Annotated in this window: 19 protein-coding genes; 12 read left to right on the top strand and 7 right to left on the bottom strand. The window is 67.8% G+C overall.

From position 1 onward, the window contains the following. Positions 1 to 26 precede the first annotated feature (26 nt). Complete coding sequence (locus ABL843_RS23005; RefSeq protein ID WP_369661231.1) at positions 27 to 872, bottom strand: PASTA domain-containing protein; 846 nt, start codon at positions 870 to 872, stop codon at positions 27 to 29. A 441-nt stretch (positions 873 to 1,313) separates the two neighbouring features. Between ABL843_RS23005 and ABL843_RS23010 the strand changes: the two genes are divergently transcribed. Beyond that, complete coding sequence (locus tag ABL843_RS23010; RefSeq protein WP_418117458.1) at positions 1,314 to 5,492, top strand: ESPR-type extended signal peptide-containing protein; 4,179 nt, start codon at positions 1,314 to 1,316, stop codon at positions 5,490 to 5,492. Between the two features lie 37 nt (positions 5,493 to 5,529). After that, entirely contained in the window at positions 5,530 to 6,405 is an 876-nt protein-coding gene (locus tag ABL843_RS23015; protein ID WP_418117459.1) for an OmpA family protein, read from the top strand. A gap of 30 nt (positions 6,406 to 6,435) precedes the next feature. On the opposite strand, the gene ABL843_RS23020 is transcribed toward ABL843_RS23015, so the two are convergent. The 3 genes from ABL843_RS23020 to ABL843_RS23030 form a co-directional block, all read right to left on the bottom strand. Continuing rightward, positions 6,436 to 9,837 (bottom strand): efflux transporter outer membrane subunit, encoded by a 3,402-nt coding sequence (locus tag ABL843_RS23020; protein ID WP_418117461.1) that lies wholly within the window; start codon positions 9,835 to 9,837, stop codon positions 6,436 to 6,438. Continuing rightward, positions 9,825 to 11,102, bottom strand: a complete 1,278-nt coding sequence (locus ABL843_RS23025) for a hypothetical protein (protein ID WP_418117462.1) — start codon at positions 11,100 to 11,102, stop codon at positions 9,825 to 9,827. Before ABL843_RS23025 ends, ABL843_RS23020 begins: the two co-directional genes overlap by 13 nt. 61 nt (positions 11,103 to 11,163) lie before the next feature. Beyond that, complete coding sequence (locus ABL843_RS23030) at positions 11,164 to 12,393, bottom strand: HlyD family secretion protein (protein WP_418117463.1); 1,230 nt, start codon at positions 12,391 to 12,393, stop codon at positions 11,164 to 11,166. Positions 12,394 to 12,963: 570 nt separating this feature from the next. Here ABL843_RS23030 and ABL843_RS23035 point away from each other — a divergent pair. Together ABL843_RS23035 and ABL843_RS23040 are read left to right on the top strand one after the other, a co-directional pair. Continuing rightward, positions 12,964 to 13,344 carry a hypothetical protein gene (locus tag ABL843_RS23035; protein WP_369661228.1) on the top strand — a complete coding sequence of 127 codons (381 nt, stop codon included), beginning with the start codon at positions 12,964 to 12,966 and terminating at the stop codon, positions 13,342 to 13,344. Further along, the gene (locus tag ABL843_RS23040) at positions 13,341 to 13,730 is read left to right on the top strand and encodes a DUF427 domain-containing protein (protein WP_126023485.1); all 390 of its coding nucleotides are present in this window, start codon (positions 13,341 to 13,343) and stop codon (positions 13,728 to 13,730) included. The genes ABL843_RS23035 and ABL843_RS23040 overlap by 4 nt, the downstream gene beginning before the upstream one ends. A gap of 21 nt (positions 13,731 to 13,751) precedes the next feature. On the opposite strand, the gene ABL843_RS23045 is transcribed toward ABL843_RS23040, so the two are convergent. Next, positions 13,752 to 14,039, bottom strand: a complete 288-nt coding sequence (locus ABL843_RS23045; protein ID WP_369661227.1) for a hypothetical protein — start codon at positions 14,037 to 14,039, stop codon at positions 13,752 to 13,754. 298 nt (positions 14,040 to 14,337) lie between these two features. Between ABL843_RS23045 and ABL843_RS23050 the strand changes: the two genes are divergently transcribed. The 5 genes from ABL843_RS23050 to ABL843_RS23070 all read left to right on the top strand — a co-directional run bounded on the left by ABL843_RS23050 (position 14,338) and on the right by ABL843_RS23070 (position 16,341). After that, positions 14,338 to 14,769: a hypothetical protein gene (locus ABL843_RS23050; RefSeq protein ID WP_369661226.1), complete on the top strand. Its 432-nt coding sequence runs from the start codon at positions 14,338 to 14,340 to the stop codon at positions 14,767 to 14,769. 33 nt (positions 14,770 to 14,802) lie between these two features. Then, positions 14,803 to 15,015 (top strand): hypothetical protein, encoded by a 213-nt coding sequence (locus ABL843_RS23055; RefSeq protein ID WP_369661225.1) that lies wholly within the window; start codon positions 14,803 to 14,805, stop codon positions 15,013 to 15,015. Positions 15,016 to 15,084: 69 nt separating this feature from the next. After that, on the top strand, positions 15,085 to 15,510 hold the full coding sequence (locus tag ABL843_RS23060) for a CBS domain-containing protein (RefSeq protein ID WP_126023481.1): 426 nt from the start codon (positions 15,085 to 15,087) through the stop codon (positions 15,508 to 15,510). Positions 15,511 to 15,540: 30 nt separating this feature from the next. Next, the gene (locus ABL843_RS23065) at positions 15,541 to 15,873 is read left to right on the top strand and encodes a hypothetical protein (RefSeq protein ID WP_418117464.1); all 333 of its coding nucleotides are present in this window, start codon (positions 15,541 to 15,543) and stop codon (positions 15,871 to 15,873) included. 30 nt (positions 15,874 to 15,903) lie between these two features. Next, positions 15,904 to 16,341: a PPC domain-containing DNA-binding protein gene (locus ABL843_RS23070; RefSeq protein ID WP_126023479.1), complete on the top strand. Its 438-nt coding sequence runs from the start codon at positions 15,904 to 15,906 to the stop codon at positions 16,339 to 16,341. A 6-nt stretch (positions 16,342 to 16,347) separates the two neighbouring features. Here the strand turns inward: ABL843_RS23070 and ABL843_RS23075 are convergent, their stop codons facing one another. Further along, positions 16,348 to 17,250: a nucleotidyltransferase gene (locus ABL843_RS23075; protein ID WP_418117465.1), complete on the bottom strand. Its 903-nt coding sequence runs from the start codon at positions 17,248 to 17,250 to the stop codon at positions 16,348 to 16,350. 96 nt (positions 17,251 to 17,346) lie between these two features. On the opposite strand from ABL843_RS23075, the gene ABL843_RS23080 reads away from it, so the two are divergent. From ABL843_RS23080 to ABL843_RS23090, 3 genes are all read left to right on the top strand, one after another. Next, on the top strand, positions 17,347 to 18,165 hold the full coding sequence (locus tag ABL843_RS23080; RefSeq protein ID WP_260319414.1) for a metallophosphoesterase family protein: 819 nt from the start codon (positions 17,347 to 17,349) through the stop codon (positions 18,163 to 18,165). 186 nt (positions 18,166 to 18,351) lie between these two features. Next, positions 18,352 to 19,683: a C4-dicarboxylate transporter DctA gene (locus tag ABL843_RS23085; protein ID WP_126023477.1), complete on the top strand. Its 1,332-nt coding sequence runs from the start codon at positions 18,352 to 18,354 to the stop codon at positions 19,681 to 19,683. Positions 19,684 to 19,712: 29 nt separating this feature from the next. Continuing rightward, positions 19,713 to 20,420, top strand: a complete 708-nt coding sequence (locus ABL843_RS23090; RefSeq protein WP_019657009.1) for a GntR family transcriptional regulator — start codon at positions 19,713 to 19,715, stop codon at positions 20,418 to 20,420. 96 nt (positions 20,421 to 20,516) lie between these two features. Here ABL843_RS23090 and ABL843_RS23095 read toward each other — a convergent pair whose 3' ends face one another. After that, positions 20,517 to 20,852, bottom strand: coding sequence for a hypothetical protein (locus tag ABL843_RS23095; RefSeq protein ID WP_418117466.1), 336 nt, complete (start codon positions 20,850 to 20,852; stop codon positions 20,517 to 20,519). Positions 20,853 to 20,858: the final 6 nt, after the last annotated feature.

The following is a 20,858-nucleotide window of genomic DNA, read 5'->3' on the forward strand; positions in this document are numbered from 1 at the left end:
GTGCGCGGCGCCAGGCTTCATCTGCATCAGCGGCAGTTGACGTCGTAACCGACGACGTTCGGGAGGCTCTTCTCGCCCGCCGTGGTCACGGTCAGCCGGCCGGCCGGGCCGGAATAGCCGAAGTCGCAATAGGCAAGGCCGGTGCCCGCGCAGGACTCGGCTTCGGCGATGCCGCGCTTGACAAACCCGGCCTGCCGGGACTCGCTGCTGGCCCCGCCACGCACCGGATTCCATCCGCTGGCAGCCAGAACCTTGCGCGCCTTGTCGATCGGCATGCCGTAGACGTTCGGCACCTTGGCGCGGCCCTTGCAGACCGACTCCTCATCGGCCAGCTTGCCCAGGCGCAGGGTGCCGTCGGCCTCGACGCGCAGGTCGCCCACCGGCGAGCCGATGAGGTCGCCGTCCCACACGCGCGCGGAGCCGCCTTCCAGCGCGGTCAGGTTGCCGATGGCGGGGTCTTCGGGCGACTTGCCGTAGGCCAGCGCGACCAGCCTGTCGCCATCGAACACCGCCACGTTGCCCTGGGTGATCGTGCAGGTGCCGCTGGTTCCGGCTTCCATCTGGCCAGCGAAGCTGACGGCGCGATAGGAACCCATCGGCACATCGGCGGTCACCGCCCAGCCCTGCGCAGCCACCAATTTGGCCGCTGGCGACTTCGGCTGGATCACGCGCCATGAGCAGCTATTGCGGTCGTCGGCGCTGCCGCCCGCCTTGGGCAGGCTGGTGATCGCCCGCATGCGGATGTCCTTCAGGTCGGACTGCACGCGCGGCGGCGGTGCGCCCGTTTGGGCCACGGCCGGCAAGCTCGGCGCGAAGCCGAGTGCGAGGGCGGCGGATGCAGCAATGGCGGGGAAGCAGAAGCGGGAAGACATGACGGGGATGGAGAGAAGTGGTGGGAAGGCTTCGAAGCGGCGTTGCCACTCGGGACCGGCCGGGATTATCACGACGAGTCGCGGCATTCGCGCTGCCCCGGACACCGCGTCCGCATGGAAATATCAAATTCAATAAAAAATCAAATTGATTTTCAAGCGTGATCCATATCAAAAATGTGATTACAACTTATATCTAAACGGCTGATTTTTTAAAAATACAACAAAATAATTCAAAGAGTATCTTTACATTACTATTTTGACATTTGGCTTGATTTAAAATTCAAATCAATTCGACAATTTGACTCCAAAATGAGACATTAAAAGGCGCCTCCTTCAATTCATTCAATAAGATTTGTTTGCAAAAAATAATTTGAAAATTGCACAGGGAGCCCGAACGGTTTTGGCCGTTCAACGACCTTTTGAATGGATGGGACGGGGCTCATGAACAAGACTTATCGTTCGTTGTGGAACGAATCCCTCGGCGCCTGGGTAGCGGCGTCTGAAATCACTTCCGCTGGAGGAAAACGCGGCGGGAGCCGCGTGGATGCAGCGCCCCGCGCGCTCACATTGCTCCGGTCAGGACACTGGCGCGCGGGCGTCGTGAGTGCACTGTTGACCATGGGAGGACTCGGAGGGGCCTCGATGGCGCATGCGCAGTCGGCAATTTGCACCACGGCGCCTTATAACTACTACAGCGGCAGCGCAACCTGCGTGGGGCAGCAGTCTCAAGCAACTGCCGGCGGAGCCACTGCCATAGGTTATGGCGCCAGCAGTACGGGCCTGAATGCCGTGACTCTCGGCTTCGGTGCCATTGCCTCTGCGATCAATTCCCTTTACCTGGGCGCACGTACCGCTGCGGGAACAGGCGCCCTGAGCGAGAGTTCGATCGCAATCGGCACGGACGTGACCGCAAGCGGCAACGCTGCCGTTGCCATCGGCGTGCAGTCTGCCGCAACCGCCCAGACGGCAACAGCCCTCGGTTCCACGGCAAAGGCAAGCGACGAGGCAGCCACTGCCGTAGGGAACGCCGCCCGGGCGCTGGGGAACAGTTCGCTTGCGCTCGGGGCGCAGGCGGTCGCGAGCGGGGCCAGTTCGGTCGCGGTCGGCCAGGGCGCGGGCGCGGGCTCTACGAGCGCCAATACGGGTTCGGCCGCAGTGGGCATTGCCGCGGGAACACTGGTCAGCGGCGCGCAGAACACCGCCATGGGGGGAGGCATCGCGAGCGCGATGCGGGGCGCCGGCTCAGGCGTCACGGGAACGCGCAACATCGCCTTCGGCGCAGGCGACGGTACGGTCGCCTACGATGCCACCTTGAAGGCCTCCGCAGGCAACCTGGTCAGCGGCAACGACAACATCGCCATCGGCACCAATGCGGGGATCGGCGTCGCGGCCAACGCGACGACGTCGATCGGCCTGAACGCGACTGCTTCCGCACAGGACGCCATCGCGCAAGGCACCAGCGCCGGCGCGAGCGGCCGCAACGCCATCGCGATCGGCTTCCAGGCTGTGGCCTCCCAGATAAATTCCATCAACCTTGGCGCACGCACAGTGGCGGGAACGGGCGCAACGGCGGATGCCGCCATCGCCGTCGGCACGGACGTGGAGGCGTCCCAGACACGCGCTGTCGCGATGGGTATCGCAAATCACGCGACCGGCGTCGACTCGGTTTCGATCGGTACCCGAACCAATGCGGGCGCCGACAACGCCACCGCGCTCGGCTCGGGCGGGACCACCGCCGCCACCGCAGTGCGCGCCACTGGCACCGGTTCCGTGGCGGTTGGCGGCAACACGACCGCCGGTGCCAATGCAGCAGGCACCAATGCCATTGCCGTCGGCGGAGAGTCGTCCGCGACCCAGACGGAAGCGATCGCAATCGGCCGCCTGTCCAGTGCCTCGGCCCTGAACACCATCGCGGTCGGCAGCAACACCCGGGCGGATTCGGCCGAAGCGGTTGCAATCGGCACCAACGCCACCGCCACCGGCGGCAAGGCCGTCTCCATCGGTTCCGGCAACACGGCCTATGGCAACGGCGCGGTCGCCATCGGCGATCCGAGTTTTGCGAGCGGCACAGGCGCGTTCGTCGGCGGCGCGGACAACATCGCCAACAGCGACGGCACGGCCTCGGCCACCGCGGCCAACCAGGCCAACGGCGCAGTGGCCATCGGCAACGGCAACAAGGCGATCGGCCAAGGGTCGGTGGCATTGGGCAATGGCTCCACGGCCGGCGCCGTCGGCAAGGCGGGCAGCGTGGCCATCGGCGATGCGGCGACGGCGGCGGCCAATGCGGGCGACGTCGCACTGGGCTCCGGCTCGGTCACCGCCACGGCGGTGGGAACGCCCAGCGCGACCATCGGCGGCACGGTCTACAACTTCAAAGGCACCACGCCGACCAGCACCGTGAGCGTGGGCAGCGTGGGCGCGGAGCGCACGATCACCAACGTGGCCGCTGGCCGCATCTCCGACACCTCCACCGACGCCATCAACGGCTCGCAGCTGAACGCCACGAACCTGCAGGTCACGAAGAACACGGCCGACATCACCAACATCAACGCCGGCGGGGGCATCAAGTATTTCCACGCCAATTCGACCCAGCCCGACTCGCAGGCGGTGGGAGCGGAATCCGTCGCCATCGGCCCGAACGCAGTGGCCAACAATGCCGGTGCCGTGGCGCTGGGCTCGGGCTCGGTGACCGACGTGGCCGTCGGCACGGCCAACGCGGTGATCGGTGGCACAACCTACAAGTTCGCCGGCACGACGCCGACCAGCACGGTCAGCATCGGTGCCGTCGGCGCGGAGCGCACGATCACCAACGTGGCCGCCGGCCGGCTCTCCGACACCTCGACCGACGCCGTCAACGGCTCCCAGTTGAACGCCACGAACCTGCAGGTCACGAAGAACACGACCGACATCACCAACATCAACGCTGGTGCGGGCATCAAGTACTTCCACGCCAACTCGGTCCTGCCCGACTCCCAGGCGCTGGCGACGGATTCCGTCGCCATCGGGCCGAACGCCGTGGCCAGCAACGCCGGCGCCGTAGCGCTGGGCGCCGGGTCCACCACGGCCGCGGCCGTCGGCACGGCCAGCACGGTGATCAACGGCACGACCTACAACTTCGCCGGCGCCGCGCCGACGAGCACAGTCAGCGTCGGTTCGGTCGGAGCCGAGCGCACGATCACCAACGTGGCAGCCGGCAGGCTCTCGGGCTCGTCGACCGATGCCGTCAACGGTTCGCAGCTTTTCTTCACCAACCAGTCGATCGAGAACCTGAGCAGCACGGTCACGGCCAACAAGATCAGGTACTTCAGCGTCCAGTCCACCGGCGGCGGCAACGAAAACAACAACGGCGCCACGGGTGCCGACGCTGTCGCCGTGGGCAAGGATGCGAGCGCCACCGTCGACAACGGGGTCGCACTAGGCTCGGGCTCCGTTTCCGACCGCACGGTCGCGGGCAGCACCGGCAACATCCCGGCGGGCAGTTCCCTGATCCCGTTCAACACGACCGACCGCACGCTGCTGGGCGCCCTCTCCGTCGGCAGCGCGACCACCTACCGCCAGATCACCAACGTCGCCGACGGCACGCAGGCGCAGGACGCGGTCACGGTGCGCCAGCTCAGCGGCGCGCTGCAGTCCTTCGCGGTCACGCCGATCCAGTACTTCCACGCCAACTCCACGGCGGCCGACTCGCTGGCCATCGGCGCGGAATCCGTCGCGGTCGGCCCGCAGACGGTGGTCAACGGCAACAACGGCGTGGGCATCGGCAACGGTGCCGTGGTGCAGCAGAGCGCGCCCGGCGGCATCGCGATCGGCCAGGGCTCGACCTCGCACCTGGCCGACTCGATCGCGCTGGGCACGCAGTCTTCGGCCGCCGCGGTGCAGGGCGTGGCGCTGGGCGCCGGCACCAGCGTGACGCAGGCCGGCGGCGTGGCGCTGGGCGCGGGCTCGGTGGCTTCGACGGCGGCGGGCGTGGCCGGCTATGTGCCGCCCACCGCGACCGACGCGCAGCGCATCGCCATCGGTGCGACCACGAGCACGCTGGCGGCCGTGTCGGTGGGCAATGCCGCCAGCGGCCAGTTCCGCCAGATCACCGGCGTGGCCGCGGGCACGGCCGACAGCGATGCGGTCAACGTGTCGCAGCTGCGGGGCGTGCAGGGCCAGGTGGCGGTGATCGATCAGTCGACGGTCAAGTACGACACCAACGCCGACGGCACGACCAACTACAACAGCGTGACCATGGGCGGCAGCAACGCCACCGGCCCGGTCACGGTGCACAACGTGGCCCCGGGCGTGGCGGGCACCGACGCGGTCAACGTCAATCAGCTCAATGCGACCAGCGCCGGCCTGAACAACCGCATCAACGCCCTGGGCGACCGCCTCGACGGTGTCGAGAAGAACGCCTATGCCGGCGTCGCCGCCGCCATGGCGCTGCAGATGCCCGGCAGCTACGTGCCGGGCAAGACGGTCATGCGCATCGGCGCGGGCTCGTTCAAGGGCCAGAGCGCGGTGGGCGTGAGCTTCCGCCGCACCGCGGAGAACAACGCCTGGAGCATCACCGGCGGCGTGGCCACCAGCCGCGCCGGCGTGGGCGCCACCGTCGGTGCGGAATGGGTCTTCAACTGAAGGGAAAGCGATACAGATGAACCGGACGAACCCCATCATGAACAAGCTCTTTCGCTTCAGGACCCCTTGCGCTGTTTCCGCGCTCTGCATAGCGGCATTGCTGGCCGGCGGCTGCGCCAGCCCGAGCTACACCGTCACGCCCGAGATGCAGGCCCGCGCCGCTTCGGAAAACCCGGCGCCGCCGAAGGACGACGAGTTCCCCTCCCCGGACTCGGCCAAGTGGAAGCAGGGGGCCTTCCCCAGCCTCGATGCCCTGCGCACCATGCGCACCGGCATGGGCAAGGACCAGGTCCGCGAACTGCTGGGCTTCCCGCACTTCAGCGAAGGGCTGGGCGGCGTGCGCGAGTGGAACTACATCTTCCACTTCCGCACCGGCGCGGGGCCGGAGTACATCAGCTGCCAGTACATGGTGCGCTTCAACGCGGACGTGCTGACCAACGGCATGTACTGGAAGGGCCCGGGCTGCGCCGACCTGCTGCGTCCGACGCGCGCGGCGGCCACGCCCGTAGCCGCCCGGCCGGCCGCTGCCGCCACGAGGACCACGCTCGGCGCCGACGGCCTGTTCCGCTTCGACGGCCGCTCGCTGTCCGACCTGCTGCCCGAAGGACGGCGCAGGCTCGACGCACTGGCGGGCGACATCAGGGGCAGCGCCGGCCCCGTGGAGTCGATCAGGATCACCGGTCACACCGACCGGCTCGGCACCACCGCATACAACCAGGCACTCTCGCTGGCTCGCGCCGAGACCGTGCGCGACTACCTGGTGCGCTCGGGCGTGCCGGCGCAGGCCATCCAAGTGCAGGGCAAGGGCGAGTCGGAGCCGAAGGTGCAATGCGCGCAGACGGCGAAGCGGGCCGAGCTGATCGACTGCCTCGCGCCGAACCGGCGCGTGGAGATCGAGGTGTTCGTGCGGTGATGACGAGAGCCGGGAACGGCTGGCGCCTCCTCAGGCGCTCCCCCAGCCACCCCCGAGCGCCTTGTAGAGGTTCACGAGGTTCACCGCATCCTTGAGTTGCAGCTCGATCAGCTGCTGCTGTTCGGCGTACAGCTCGCGCTGCGCATCCTGGCTGGAGAAATAGTCCTCCAGTCCGCTGCGGAAGCGGGTGCGCGAGATGCTGGCGACTTTCTCGAGCGACTGCACGCGCAACTGCTGCGCTTCCAGCTGCGGGCGCAGGTGGTCGCCGGCGATCAGGGCGTTGGCGGTCTCGCGGAAGGCCACCTGCGCGGCCGATTCGTACGAGGCCATCGCGGCCGCGAGCTTCTCTTCGTTGCTCGTGACGTTGGCCGAGCGGCGCCCCCAGTCGAACAGCGGCAGCGACACGCCGAGCACGCCGGCCCAGCTCCGGTTGCCGCTGCTCAGCAGCGTCGAGAACTCGTTGCTGACGCCGCCCGCCAGCGCGGTCAGCGAGATGGTCGGCAGCATGGCCGCCTTGGCGGCGCCGATGCCCGAGTTGGCGGCCTCGACGCGAGCGCGGGCGGCCAGCAGGTCGGGCCGGCGCTGCAGCAGGCTGGAGGGCAGCCCCGCCGCCACCGACTGGGTGGAGCGCTCGGGCCAGGGCCGCGCGGAGCCGGTGTCCGGCGGCACGGGCTGGCCCACCAGCACGTTCAGCCCCTGCAGGTCCTGCGCGACGCGCATGCGGTATTCCTCCTGCCGCACGCGGGCATTCTGCAGCAGCGACTGCGCGCGGTACACGTCGAGCTGCGCGGCGCCGCCCACGGCCTTGGCGCGGCCGATCATGTCCGCGTTGGCCGAGAGCGAAGCCGCGTTGGTGTCGGCCAGCGCGAGCAGCGCACGATCGGCGCGCAGCGTGAGGTACGCGTTGGCCACCTCGCCCACCAGGTTCATGCGGGCCGCCGCGTAGTCCTTGTCGCCGGCCTCGGCCAGGGAGCCGCTTTGCTGCGCCGTGCTCTGCTGGCGGCCGAAGAAGTCGAGCTCGTAAGACATCACGCCGGCCTGGACATCGAAGCTGTTTGACACCCGCCCGTCCGACGGAATGTTGCCCACCGGGCTGAGCGAGCCCTGCGGCGTGGTCTTCGCGCGCTGCGCGTTGCCGGACAGCCCCAGCTCCGGGAACAGCGAGGCGCGGCTTCCCGCGTAGACCGCTCGCGCTTCGCGCGCACGCGCCGCATACACGCGCAGGTCGCGGTTCTGGCGCAGGGCGGTGTCGATCAGGCCTCGCAGCTCGTCGTCCTGCACGAAGCCGCGCCAGTCGGCGGGCTCCGCCGAGGGCACGGTGGCGCCGGCGGGCCAGCTCGACGGCACCGTCAGGTCGGGCTGCTTGAGCGGCGGCGTGAGGTTGCAGCCGCTCGTCACCAGCAGCACGCACACCGCCAGCACGAGGAGCGAAAGCCGCAGGAACATGCGCACGACGCCGGCTCCCGGCGAGCCGAAGCCCGCGCTCGCAAGCAGCGCCGAGGCCGCGCCCCAGGGCCGCACCTGCACCGCGACGTGGCTCGGCGGCACGTTGAAGACATGGCTCACCAGCTGCTCGCGCTGCGCCTCGGTGGCGGCGAAGCGCAGCTCCGCGCTGGCGCGCTTGCGGCGGTCGATGAAGGCCGGCAGCCAGCCCACCGGGTCGACAAAGACCTCCAGCGGCTGGCCCACGCGCAGGCGCTTGAGGAGCGCGCCGCCTTCGATCAGGGCGCCGTCCGCGGCGATGTTGACGAAGCGCGACTCGCCCTCGCCCGCCGCCGTTCGCACCCGCGTCGCGACGCGCCACGGGAATCGCTCCTCGCCATCGGGCCTCGGCAGGTCCACGCAGGCGATGAGCGCGCCGAGGCACAGGACGAGCGCGATGCCGGTCCACACCAGGTTGAGCTGGTCGCCCGGCGCGAGCGCCGGCCCGGTCATGATGGCCGTCGCACCGCCCAGCTGCAGCGCGACGAGCAGCCCGCCGAACACGGCGACCAGTTTCCAGTGCACCACCGTCTTCGATCGGTCCAGCCCCTTGGCAGTCACCTTGAACGGATGGCCGAAGGGCTTGAGCATCGCGGCGAGCAGCGTGCCCGTGACGGCCATGGCCGCGACGAGCTGGCTCACCTCGCTGAACACCGGCAGGCAGCGCCGCTGGCTGATCCAGTAGCTGTACGCCCAGAACATCATGAGCGGCGGCAGCCCGTAGGCGGCGAAGGCCTGCGGCGTCGCATGAAAGGCCGACACGTCGGCATACCAGTACAGCGCGGGCGCCAGCATGATCAGCGCCATGAAGGGCTTGCCCAGCCAGTGCAGCAGCCCGTGCAGGAAGTGCAGCCGCGCCGAGAGGCTGTATCCCTTGCCGCGCAGCGGCCCGTTCGGCAGCAGCGCGAGCTGCACCGTGCCCAGGCACCAGCGGCTGCGCTGGTTGATGTAGTCGACGATGCTCTCGGCGGACAGCCCGTTCGACAGCCGCTCGCCCAGCCAACGCGTGACATGGCCGCGGCGCAGCAGCAGGTAGGTGGTGTGGATGTCCTCGCACACGCTGCCCACCGGGAAGCCGCCCGCGGCCGTGATCAGGTCGCGGCGCACGATGAACGAAGTACCCACGCAGAAGGCGGAGTCGACCGCATCCTTCGCGGGCTGCAGCACGTCGAAGAACACGCGCTGCTCGTCGACCCAGCTGTCGGTGGCGCGCAGGTTGTGCTGGATGGGGTCGGCGTTGTAATAGAACTGCGGCGTCTGCACCAGCCCGACCTTCGGGTCGTCGAAGAGCCCGAGCATGCGCCAGGCGATCTGCCGGCGAGGCGCGAAGTCGGCGTCGAGCACCAGGATGAAGGGCGCGTTGGTCGTCTGCGCAGACAGCCGCAGGCCGTTGTTGAGGTTGCCCGCCTTGGCGTGGCTGTTGTCGGGCCGGCGCGCGTAGTTCACGCCCCTGCGCGCGCAGTAGTCGCGCAGCCAGTCGCGCCGGGTGTCGTCGAGCACCCAGACCTGCAGGCGCGGGTAGTCGATGGCCTGCGCGGCGATGATGGTCTTCTCGAGCACGGCCAGTTCCTCGTTGTACGTGCAGATGAACACGTCCAGCGCCGGCACATCCGCGCCGCGCGCGCGCAGCGCGGCCTCGCCCAGATCGGCGAGCCGCCGGTTGTCGCGGCGCCGCACCAGCATGTGGATGGACATCAGCGTGTAGACCACGGCCGTCATCTCGAAGAACAGGAACACCCAGGCGAACAGGGTCTCGAAGCCGAGGTCCGAGGGCGGCATGGTGGCCGTCACGCGCCATACGGCATAGCGCATGAGCAGCAGCGCGGTCAGCGCCCCGAACACGGCGCGGTGGCTCGTGCGCTCGACACGGCCCCACGTCATCAGGAGCAGCGCAAGCCCCGCCACGAGGGCGTTGAGCTGGAACTCCGGCGTGGCGATCAGGTGGGACATGATGGAATGGCTCCTGCTGCGGCGGTCTTGCCGGTGAATGGGTTGAAGCCGTTGGCGGCCAGCGCGATCCACGCGGTGGCGCCCAGGTGCGGCCAGTGGTAGTAGAAGAAGTCGGCGCCGGGCGAATCGGGCCCGATGGCCAGCCCCGTGGAAATGCGCGCGCTGGGCGTGGCGTAGTACAGGCCGTTGTCCGCGCGCTGCGATGCGAGCAGCCGCCACAGCGCCTCGGGCGCCGAGCCCTTGCGGGCCACCAGCGTCGCGGCGAACTGCGCGCTGCCTTCGGTCCAGATGCCGTCGGGATCGCGCGAGAAACCGTAGCCCTCGCCGGAGCGGTGGTGCTTCTGCGCCCAGTCGAGCGCGCCCGTCCAGGCGCAGGAACGGTCGGTCGCCGCCAGCAGCGGCCAGAGCTGCGCGTCCAGGCCCGAGCTTTCGGTGGAGATGGTGGCGCCGTCTTCCTTGGTCCCGATATTGAAACGCTGCTCCGACGGGTTCCACATGCGGCCGACGAAATCGAGCGCGGTGCGCGCCTGGCGGCGCATGGCCTCGCCCTGCCCACCTGCCTCACCCGATCGCGCGGCCCAGGCGGCGGCCACCGCGATGTCGATGTTGTGCTCGGTCGACTTCCAGGTCTGCGCACGCTGCGCGTTGTCCCAGCCGTACCAGCCGCCGTTGTAGCCGTCGGGGTCGTTCTTCGCGCGCGTGCGCTGCTCGATCCAGCCGAGCAGCCTGCGCACGCCCGCCGAATAGGCCGGCGTCGGCTCGGCCTGCGACAGGTTCAGCAGCAGCAGCGCGGCCCAGGCCACGTTGCCGGTGGCGGTGCTCACCTGGTAGGCGTCGGCGATCCACTGCTTGCGGCCCTCGTCCCAGCGGCCGGGCAGCGCGGCCTTGTCCTCGGTCATCGGGCCTGCGCGGTAGGCGTTGCGCACGCGGCCGTCGGCGGCGTTGGGGTCGCGTTCGATGGCGCGCACGACGGCATCGCCGATGCGCCTGGCGGAAGCCGCGTCGCCGCATGCGAGCAGCGCGATGCCGGCCAGTGCGTTGTCGTAGGTGTAGGCCGCGTTCGCCAGCGCCGGCTCCAGCGGCGCAGAGCCGCGGTCGTTGCCGGCAACGCGGTAGCTCGCAAGGAAGAGCGGGCCGCTGGTGGTGCTCTTCTGTGCGTCCTTGACCGCTTGGCGCAGGCCCTCGCAGCTTTGCTGCGCGAGGCGCTGCTGGGTCGATGTCGCTGCGGGCTGCTGGGCAAAGGCCGCCGCGGGCAAGGCAACCATGCAAAGCGCCAAGGCACGCAGCATCGGGATCGCTCGCATGGCTCGTCCCCTCGATCCTGGCTCAGGAGCGCAGGCTCGCCGCGACCACCTTGCCAGGAGCGCACAGGCTGCTTCCCTCGGTGGCCTTCTGCGCCGCGTTGCCCTCGAAGTCCGCGACGGCGTAGATGGAGCCTTGTTCGGCGAAGGGGAAGGGCACGCTGTAGGTGCTCTGCAGCGCATCGGACGCCACCGGCAGCAGCTGCTGCACGCGCGCCGGCATCGCGGGACCGTTCTGGTCGAGCTTCACGTCAAGCATCGAGCCGATGCTCAGCCGCTTCGCCACCCGCGCGGGAAACACCGCCACCACGCCCAGACGCCGGCAGTCGGTGACGCGCACCAGCGAAGCCCCGGCGGTGACGTAGGCGCCTTCGGGCGCCAGCACGGTATGGACCTGGCCCGGCTGGCTCGCCTTGACTTCATAGGCCGAGAGCTTCTCCACCCGCTGGCGCTCCTCGTTCTCCAATGCCGTCACCTGCTTGAGCTGCGAGAGGATGGCCGTGCCGTCCTGCTTTGCGCGATTCACGCTGTTGCGCAGCACCTCGCGCCGGCTCTCCAGCGTCTGGAAGATGCTGTTGCCGCCGGTGCCCACGAAGGCGCCCTGCCCCGCGCTGGCCACCGTCTGCGCCTGGCCGGCGAAGGCCTGCTCGGCCACCGACGCATTGGCGCGCGCCGTGTTCAGCTGCGCCTCGGCCGCGTTCATCACCTGCTCGCTGATCGCGCCCTGTTCGAGCAGCGCCCTGTTGACCCGGACCTTGTTCTCCTGCTCCTCGACCACGCTGTGCGCGACGTCGCGCTGGCGCTGCGCGATCTGCCATGAGTCCCAGGCCTGCGCCAGCGAAGCCTCGCGGTGCACGTTGGCCTCGTGCCCGACGAACTTAAGCTCCTGGCTGTCGGCCTTGAAGTGGTTGCCCAGCTGCGCGAGCTGGCTCTGCAGCGCGAGGCGCTGCGAACTCAGCGTGGTGAGGATCTCCTGGTTGATGGTCGGGTTGCGCACCGTTGCCACCACGGTGCCCGGCTCGACCGTGTCGCGCGCATGCACCACCATCTGCGTGACCACGCCGTTGATCGGCGAGGTGATGAGCCCCACGGGCGCCTGCAGCACCGCCCGGGTGGCCTGCGAGGACAGCAACGGCTGCACCAGCGTCGAGACCATCAGCCAGAGCACGAACGCCAGCAGGCCATAAGCCGCGAGCTTGGGCACGAAGGCGCCGCGCTGCCGGAACCGGCCGCGCGGACCGGAAGGCGGACGCACCGCCGCACGGGCCGTGCCCCTCGGGCGCCGGGAAGGAAGAACTGAACGGAGTTTCGAAACACGCATGACCACCCCTTGGCGACGAACGTGCGCAAGGGTCGGAACTCCGGCGCGCGTCCACTGGTTGAAGAGACTCAGGCACCGCGTTCACGAACATCACGGGTATTTCCGCCGTCCGCGTGCTTGCTGCAGTGCAATATCAAGGTAAGGCGGAACCCCCGTTTTTGGCTGCATCGGAGCGAAACAGAGTGTGCAAAGTTCACATTTGGGCCACAGCACGGTCGGGCGAAAGTCCTACATCGCCACGGCATGAGGGTCACGCGGCGACGAGGTAGCGCAGCCGTTAGGCAAGGCCGAAGCCGGCACCGCGCGTCAGAGGGAAACGCGGAAATCGCGACGCCGATGCACCGCGATGCGGGCGCGAAGGGCGAGGTCGCGGCGGCCGGATATTCGGTAACGTTACTGACGGATCCGTCCAATCATGAACGGCTCCTGACGCACTCGCTGCTCCCGAATCGCTCGGCGCGAAGTGAATTCGTCCGACATGAGTGCACACGCCAGAGGCACAGATTGGTTTTCTTTCTGGAGGCCGCCATGTCCGGACCAGACCTGAAGAAACTCATCGTCCTCGCCGCAGCCTGCCTGGCTGCGGTTCACGCAACGGCGCAGCAGGCGCCGCTTCCAGTGCCGGCGGAAATCGATGCGACCAAGCCCAAGGGCGACGGCAACGCGAACAAGCCTGCCGAGGCAGCAAGGCAGGAGGCCATCCGCCGGGCGGCCATCAAGAAGTGCGACGACCTCAGGAGCGCGGCAGAGCGATCCGCCTGCGCGGCGCAGGCCGACGCTGACAAGGCCAGGGGCGGCGCGAACAGCGATGCGTCCCTTCCCGACAAACCCGCCGCGCCGGTCGTCGCGCCGAACGGCCAGGCACCAGACAGGAACAGCAAATGAGCAAATCCCCCGGTCACCGGAAACATCCCGGCCACCAGGTCCGTGAAACGCGGCTGCAGCAACCCGTGGAAGTCGAGGCCGAAGGCGTTGTCATCGCCACGTCCAACAATGTCGTGAGGGTCGACGAAGACCACGCTCCCGCCCGCTACTACTTCCCGCGCTCCGACGTGCGGATGGAGAAGCTGGCGCGTTCGCAGACCACCACCGAGTGCCCGTTCAAGGGAACGGCGCACTACTACAGCCTGAATCTCGGCGAGAGACGGCTGGAGGACGCGGTATGGAGCTACGAAGACCCGTACGACGAGCATCAGGGCCTGAAGGCGCGGCTCGCGTTCTACGACGACAAGTTCCCCGAGATCCACGTGCGGGTCGGGTCCGGCGCATGAGCGCCCCCTGCACGTCCAGAACTAGAACTTCGTCGCAGCTCTCGGCCGCTGCTCCTCGTCGGCGCTGCTTTCGTCGTCGGCTGTCACGATCCGCAGCCGCGCCTGCTCGTGCCGCAGCGAGAGTTCGCTGCGCCGCTCCTGCGACGGCTCGTCGTCCGCTGCCCCATCGTCGTCGTCGAAGTCGATCAGGAACTGCGATTCCTCGAAGGTGAGGCCGTGGAGCACTTCCTGGCTCCTGGCGTTGATGGCCAGGAGGCCATCCGCCAGCAGGCGGGCGCGCCGCTCGCTCGAAATCCGGAGCATCTGCATGGGGGTCCTTTCCTGGTCCCGGGTTTTTCCCCTGTCCGGATGTTGAACGGCGCACGAGCGCAGCCGGTCGGAAGGCGCAGCGCATCGGCGTGAGAACAGTCCGTCACCGCATCGCGCGTCAGCATGCACTGACGGGCGCATCGCCCAGCGTCCTATCGACGCATCCTCGGTGCTTTCTAGTCTGGATTTCATGCGCCGGACAACCCGAACCGGGTGAACCAGCTATCCGATCCTTTTCCGATCCTTTTCCCGGTTCCATCCTGTGTGCAACGAGCGCCGGCGTTCCAAGGAGATGGACATGACCAAACTCATCTACAGCTGCATTGCCGCATCCTGCCTCACGGCGCTTTCGGCCCATGCGCAGATGAACGCACCCACGGCACCCGCGCCCGATCCGGCAGTCGCCGAACTCAAGGCCGGCCGCGACAAGATCGCAGCCGACTACAAGGCCGACCGCGCAGCCTGCGATGCCATGAAGGACAACGCAAAGGACGTCTGCGTGGAAGAAGCCAAGGGCAAGGAAAAGATCGCCAAGGCCGAACTCGACCAGAAGGTCAGGCCCAGCGACAGCGGCGCCCGCAAGGTGGCCGAGGCCAAGGTCGAGGTGGCCTACAGCATCGCCAAGGAAAAGTGCGACGACCAGAAGGGCGACGCCAAGTCCGCGTGCATGAAGCAGGCCAAGGCCGACGAGGACAAGGGCAAGGCCGAAGTCAAGGCCATGAAGAAGTAGGCCCGCAGCGCAGCGACAGCAGTTCCGCCGGGCATGAAGGAAGAACAGCGGCCGCAGGGTGCCGAACGCGAAGAGCGCCGCGTCTTCGCGTGGGGCATCGTGGCGGCGGTGATCGCGCTGTTGGGCGCGCTTGCCTACTTCCACGTGCTCCAGAAGCGCTTCGAGGTTCCGGTGGAACTGCCGGCCACGCCCACTGCGCCGACCGCGCCGGGCGAACCGGCTCCCGGAACTCCCCGGAGCAGATAGCCCGGTTTCTCCAGCAGCCAGCTTGCCGGCGGCGAGCCATGGCTGCCCATTTCAGAAAAGGATTTCCAGATGCGAAAGATCAACGATGTGATGACCCGCGACGTCGAGGTCATCAGCCCCGATGCGACCATCGCCGAAGCAGCGAAGCGCATGCGCGACGGCGACTTCGGGATGATGCCGGTGGGCGAGAACGACCGCATGGTCGGCGCGATCTCCGACCGCGACATCGCCATCCGCGGCGTGGCCGAGGGCCATGACGGCAACACCAAGGTGCGCGACGTGATGTCCGACGGCATCCGTTGGGCCTACGAGGATGACGCGGTCGACCACGCGGCGCAGATCATGGCCGAGCACCAGATCAGGCGCCTTCCGATCGTCGACCGGGACAAGCGGCTCGTCGGCATCCTCGCGCTCGCCGACGTGGCGGTGAAGGAGCGCAAGACCAAGCCGGCCACGGAAGCGCTCTGCGGCATTTCGCAGCCGGTGCCGGCCTGAGTGCCGCAGTCCGGTTCCAGGCTGGCTTCGATGACTTCAACGAAGTCCATGCTGGTGGCCGGCGCCCTGATGCTGTGCGCCGGACCGGCCGCCGCGCAGCCCGCGGCAGGGCAGCGGCCGCCGGCCGGCACCGGCGAAGCTCAGCCCGGCGCAGACCCGGCAATCATCGTAAAGCCGCCCGGCAACGGCGATCCGCGGCTGGTGAAGCCCGCTCCGCCGCACAGAGACCGGGGCCTGATCGAGAAGCCGCCCGCGGATGCCGTGCCGGGCGAGCGCGATCGCACCAAGCCCCGCGCCGGCCCTCCCCCGCGGTCACGCGCGGACCGCCCATGCAAGGAGTCCACCGAGGATTGCAGGCGGTGAAGCAAGTCACGTCCACAGGAGCTCCCGCAGATGAAGTTCAAGATTCTCAACAAGCAGCCCGAGCGGACCATCGCCCTCGTGTTCGAAAAGGGCGACGACGTCATCCCCATCCTCGAGAGATTCGCGAAAGAGCACGCACTGACCGCCAGCCGCTTCAGCGCCATCGGCGCGCTGCGGTCCGCCGAACTCGGGTATTTCGACTGGGAGCGCAAGGACTACGAGCGCATTCCGGTCGATGAACAGGTCGAGGTGCTTTCGCTCAACGGCGACATCGCACTGGATGGCGACCGGCCCAAGGTGCACGCGCATGCGGTGCTGGGGCGGCGCGGCGGCAGCACCATCGGCGGCCACGTGCTGCAGGCCACGGTGCAGCCCACGCTGGAGGTACTGCTTGTCGAATCGCCAGGCTACCTGCGCAAGACCTGCGACCGCGAAACGGGGCTGGCGCTGATCGACGTCGACGCCTGAGCGGCGTCATTCGCCCCCGTCCTTCGCCTCGTCCTTCGCCTCGTCCTTCGGTTTCTTCGCCTGGATGTCCTCGGTCCACGCCGCCACGTCCTCCTGCGTCATGCCGCTGGCCGGGGTGAGGCGCATGTCCACGTAGCCCATCTGGCGCACGTCGGGCAGGTACTGCTCGCGCGAGAGCAAGGTGCCGGCGCAGACGTGGTCTTCCGGATGCGGCGCCTCGCGCATCTCGTCGGCGAGGCGGCCGATCAGGCGGGCGACCAGCCATGCGGGAATGCGGTGGCGCTCGCCGGGATAGATGTAGCCGAACAGCGTCACGTGGGCCATGAGCACCCGCCAGTGCACGCCGAAGCGCTCCAGCAGGCCGGCCCAGTCGAGGCGCTCCGCGCACGCGAGCATCAGGTGGGCGATGTCGCCTCCGTCGAAGCGCTCGCGCTCCATGATGAAAGCCTTGGACAGCACGCAGTCCTCGGCATTGGCCACGAGCACCGGCACGCCCAGGACCTCGGCACTGCAGTTGCCCCTGAACCAGCGCTCGTCCACCGGGAACAGGCCGTTGCCCGAATTGAAGATCAGGTCGATGAACTCGCGGCCGTCGTGCACCTTGGCCAGCCAGTGCGGGTGGCGCATCTCGGCGCGCCAGCCGTACTTCTGCAGCAATAGCTGCGCGATGCGCTCGTAGTCCTCGCGCCGGATGAAGAGGTCCAGATCCTTGGTCGGGCGGCGGATGCCCGTGTAGCAGGCCTGGGCGAAAGTGCCGCCCACCAGAAAAGGAATTCCGGCGCTGGCAAGCGCGCGCAAGGTCCGCCGGTAGAAGTCGGCCACGCGGGGATCGACCTCGTCCTCGAGCGAAGGCGCGAGAGCGGGAGCAGCAACTGCTGCCGCGGCAACTGCAACGGCCGGATGATCCATGTCGGGCAGCGTAGGTACCGCGAGCGAACCCGGGCCCGGCGCGAACGGCCCCATCGAACGTCGGCGGGCACCTACAGGCGCAGCGGGATGGGGCCGATGAGCATCCATCGCGTGCTGGCGCAGGCTGGCATCGCCATGGCTCATCCCAAGTCTTCTTCTCACGTCCGCTTCGCCGCGGTGGGCGATCTCCATGTCCATCGCGACTCTGCAGGCTCGCTGCACGGCTTCTTCGCGCAGGCCGCCGACGAGGCGGACGCGCTGCTTCTGTGCGGCGACCTCACCGACTATGGCACCGCGGAGGAAGCCAGGATCCTCGCCGCGGAACTGAGCGGCGTGTCCGTTCCCATCGTCGCCGTGCTGGGCAACCACGATTTCGAATCCGGCACACCCGGGCAGGTGGTCGAGGTGCTGGCCCAGGCCGGCGTGCGCGTGCTCGACGGTTCCATCTGCGAGATCGAGGGAGTGGGCATCGCCGGAGTCAAGGGCTTCGGCGGCGGCTTCGGGCGCGGCTCGCTCGGCGCCTGGGGCGAGCCGGCGATCAAGCTCTTCGTGCAGGAAGCGCTGAACGAAGCGATGAAGCTCGAGTCGGCGCTCGCCAAGTTGCGCACCCGGCGCCGCATCGCGCTGCTGCATTACTCGCCCATCGCCGGCACGGTGCAGGGCGAGCCGGTGGAGATCTTTCCTTTTCTCGGCAGCAGCCGGCTTGAAGAGCCGCTGCTGCGCTATCCGATGGATGCCGTGTTCCACGGCCACGCGCACCGCGGCACGCTGCAGGCGCGCACCATCAACGACGTGCCGGTCTACAACGTGGCGAGGCCGCTGCTGCTGCGCAGCCGGCCGGGCGAGCCGCCATATTTTCTGTACGAGCTGCCGCGCGAGGCAGCCGAAGAAGCGGCACCGCCCCCCGCCGCCTGACCTGGCGTTCAACAACGGGCGCGGCTGCCGGCCATGTCCCCGTCTGCCAGCCTGTCCCGTGCCCGGGAATACCCTCTGACGCCCTCCTTGCTACCTTGCCTACATTTCTTGCATGCAAGAAATGGCATTGCTTGCATGCAAAAACCAGGCAAGACAAACAGCAGGTAGACAGACAGGAGACACCCCATGCCCCGCTTCGCCAAGTCGCTTTTCGGTCAGGTGGTCATCGCGCTGGTGCTCGGCGTGCTCGGGGGGCTGCTGGCTCCCGAGTACGCCGTCAAGCTCAAGCCGCTCGGTGACGGTTTCATCAAGCTGATCAAGATGATCATCCCGGTGCTGGTGTTCTGCGTGGTGGTGCATGGCATCGCCGGCGCCGGAGACCTCAAGCGCGTGGGCCGGGTGGGCGTGAAGTCGCTCATCTACTTCGAGGTGCTGACGACCATCGCGCTGGCCATGGGCCTGGTGCTGGCCTTCGTGTTCCAGCCGGGCACGGGCATGAACGTCGACCCGTCGAAGCTCGACCCGGCCGCGATGAGCGCCTATGCCTCGAACGCCGACAAGCTCACGAGCGGCGGCACGGTCGAGTTCCTGATGAAGCTCATCCCGACGACGGTGGTGAACGCCTTCGCCACCGGCGACGTGCTGCAGGTGCTGCTGTTCGCGGTGCTCTTCGGCTGCGCGCTCACGCTGCTGGGCGATCGCGGCAAGCCGGTGGCGGCGGTGATCGACGCAACGTCGCTGGTGCTCTTCAAGATCATGGGCATCATCATCAAGCTGGCGCCGCTGGGCGTGCTGGGCGCCATCGCGTTCACGGTGGGCCAATACGGCATCGGCTCGCTCAAGCAGCTGGGCATGCTGGTGGCGCTCTTCTACGGCGCGGTGCTGGTCTTCGTGTTCGTGGTGCTCGGGCTGGTGATGCGCATGTCGGGCTTCAGCCTGATCAAGCTGCTGCGCTACCTGCGCGAGGAGCTCACCATCGTCTTCGCGACCACCTCGTCGGACAGCGTGCTGCCGCAGGTCATGGCCAAGCTGCGCCGCATGGGCATCCGCGATTCGACGGTGGGCCTGGTGATTCCCACGGGCTACTCGTTCAACCTCGACGCCTTCTCGATCTACATCACGCTGGCGGCCGTGTTCATCGCACAGGCCACCAACACGCCGATCTCGATGGCCGACCTGCTGACCATTCTGGCAATCGCGCTGGTCACCTCCAAGGGCGCCCACGGCGTTCCCGGCTCGGCCATCGTGGTGCTCGCGGCCACGCTGCACGCGATTCCGGCGATTCCCGCCATCGGGCTGGTGCTGGTGCTGTCGGTCGACTGGTTCATGGGCATCGCCCGCGCGCTGGGCAACCTGATCGGCAACTGTGTGGCGACCGTGGCCATCGCCGCCTGGGAAGGCGACATCGACCGCGAACGCGCCCATGCGGTGCTCGACGGCAACTATTCGCCCGACGACGAGCCGCTGGCCGAAGCCGAATCCGGGGCCAGGCCCGTGGTAAACACCGCAGCACACTAATTGATAGAGAAAGAAGCCGGACCGTCAACATGCCCGCCCCCGACGTCAGCCCCACCGTCATCGCCGAACGCGTCGTCGAGGCCATCCTCGCGCAGAAGCTCGCGCCGGGCGAACGGCTGGGCGAGCAGGCGCTGGCGGAGAACTTCTCGGTAAGCCGCACCATGGTGCGCGAGGCGCTGATGCAGCTGCAGGCACGCGGTTTCGTCGAAGTGCAGTCGCGCCGCGGCTGGTATGTGGTGGAGCCCTCGGCCGAGGAAGCGCGCGACGCCTTCTCGGCCCGGCGCATCGTCGAGGCCGGCATCCTCGAGGCCAGCGAAGGCCGGCCGCTAGCGAAGGTGATCCGCAAGCTGCGCGACCACATCGCCGACGAACAGCGCGCCATCGAGGGCGCCGACGCCGCCACCCGCGCTTTCCTGCTGGCCGACTTCCACGTCTGCCTGGCCGAGCAGATGGGGCACCAGCTGCTGGTCGACGTGCTGCGCGACCTGACAGCACGCACCACGCTGGCGGCCACGCTCTATCAGTCGAAACATGAGGCCGGGCAATCTTGCGCGGAGCATGGCGCGATCGTCGCGGCGCTGGAGGCCGGGGACACGGCCGGGGCGCGGCGGCTGATGCTGGAGCACATCGGCAATGTCGAGCGGGCGTTGGAAGTGGATGCTGCGGCCGAGCCGGATGCGACGAGCAGGTTGAGAGCTACGCTGGCGCCGGTGGCGTTGCCGCGGGCGCGGCGCTGAGCGTCGCACGGCCACTCGCTTCGCAACGCGCGGTGTAGCCGGCAATGATTCCGGATTCTAGAAAACGAAATCTTCATCCTCACTCGCCCTCACCACTCAAAGAGCATGCTTCAGGCGCGAAAGAACTCTGACAATCAATTCATCTCGCCGCGCATTCAATTCTTTTTCAAGAGAAAACCATTCGTCAACGAAATTGAAAATTTCCTCATCCCCCTTGCCTTCCTGATTCATTATTTCCGCAACAACCTGACACCCCCCATCTTCGAGTCTGCTTAACTGAATTATCAAATCGAGTTCCTGCGGATAAAAACTTGCATAAGCATAAAAAACTCGTCCATTATCATTCACTCCAGAATTAGTTTGCGCCACGTTGCCCGCAGTTAAGAAATGCGCCCCGATTTCCTTAATATATTTTTCCAAGAAATACTTCATTTGCGA

The organism is Variovorax sp. 350MFTsu5.1 (assembly GCF_048302515.1).
Taxonomy (GTDB): domain Bacteria; phylum Pseudomonadota; class Gammaproteobacteria; order Burkholderiales; family Burkholderiaceae_C; genus Variovorax; species Variovorax guangxiensis.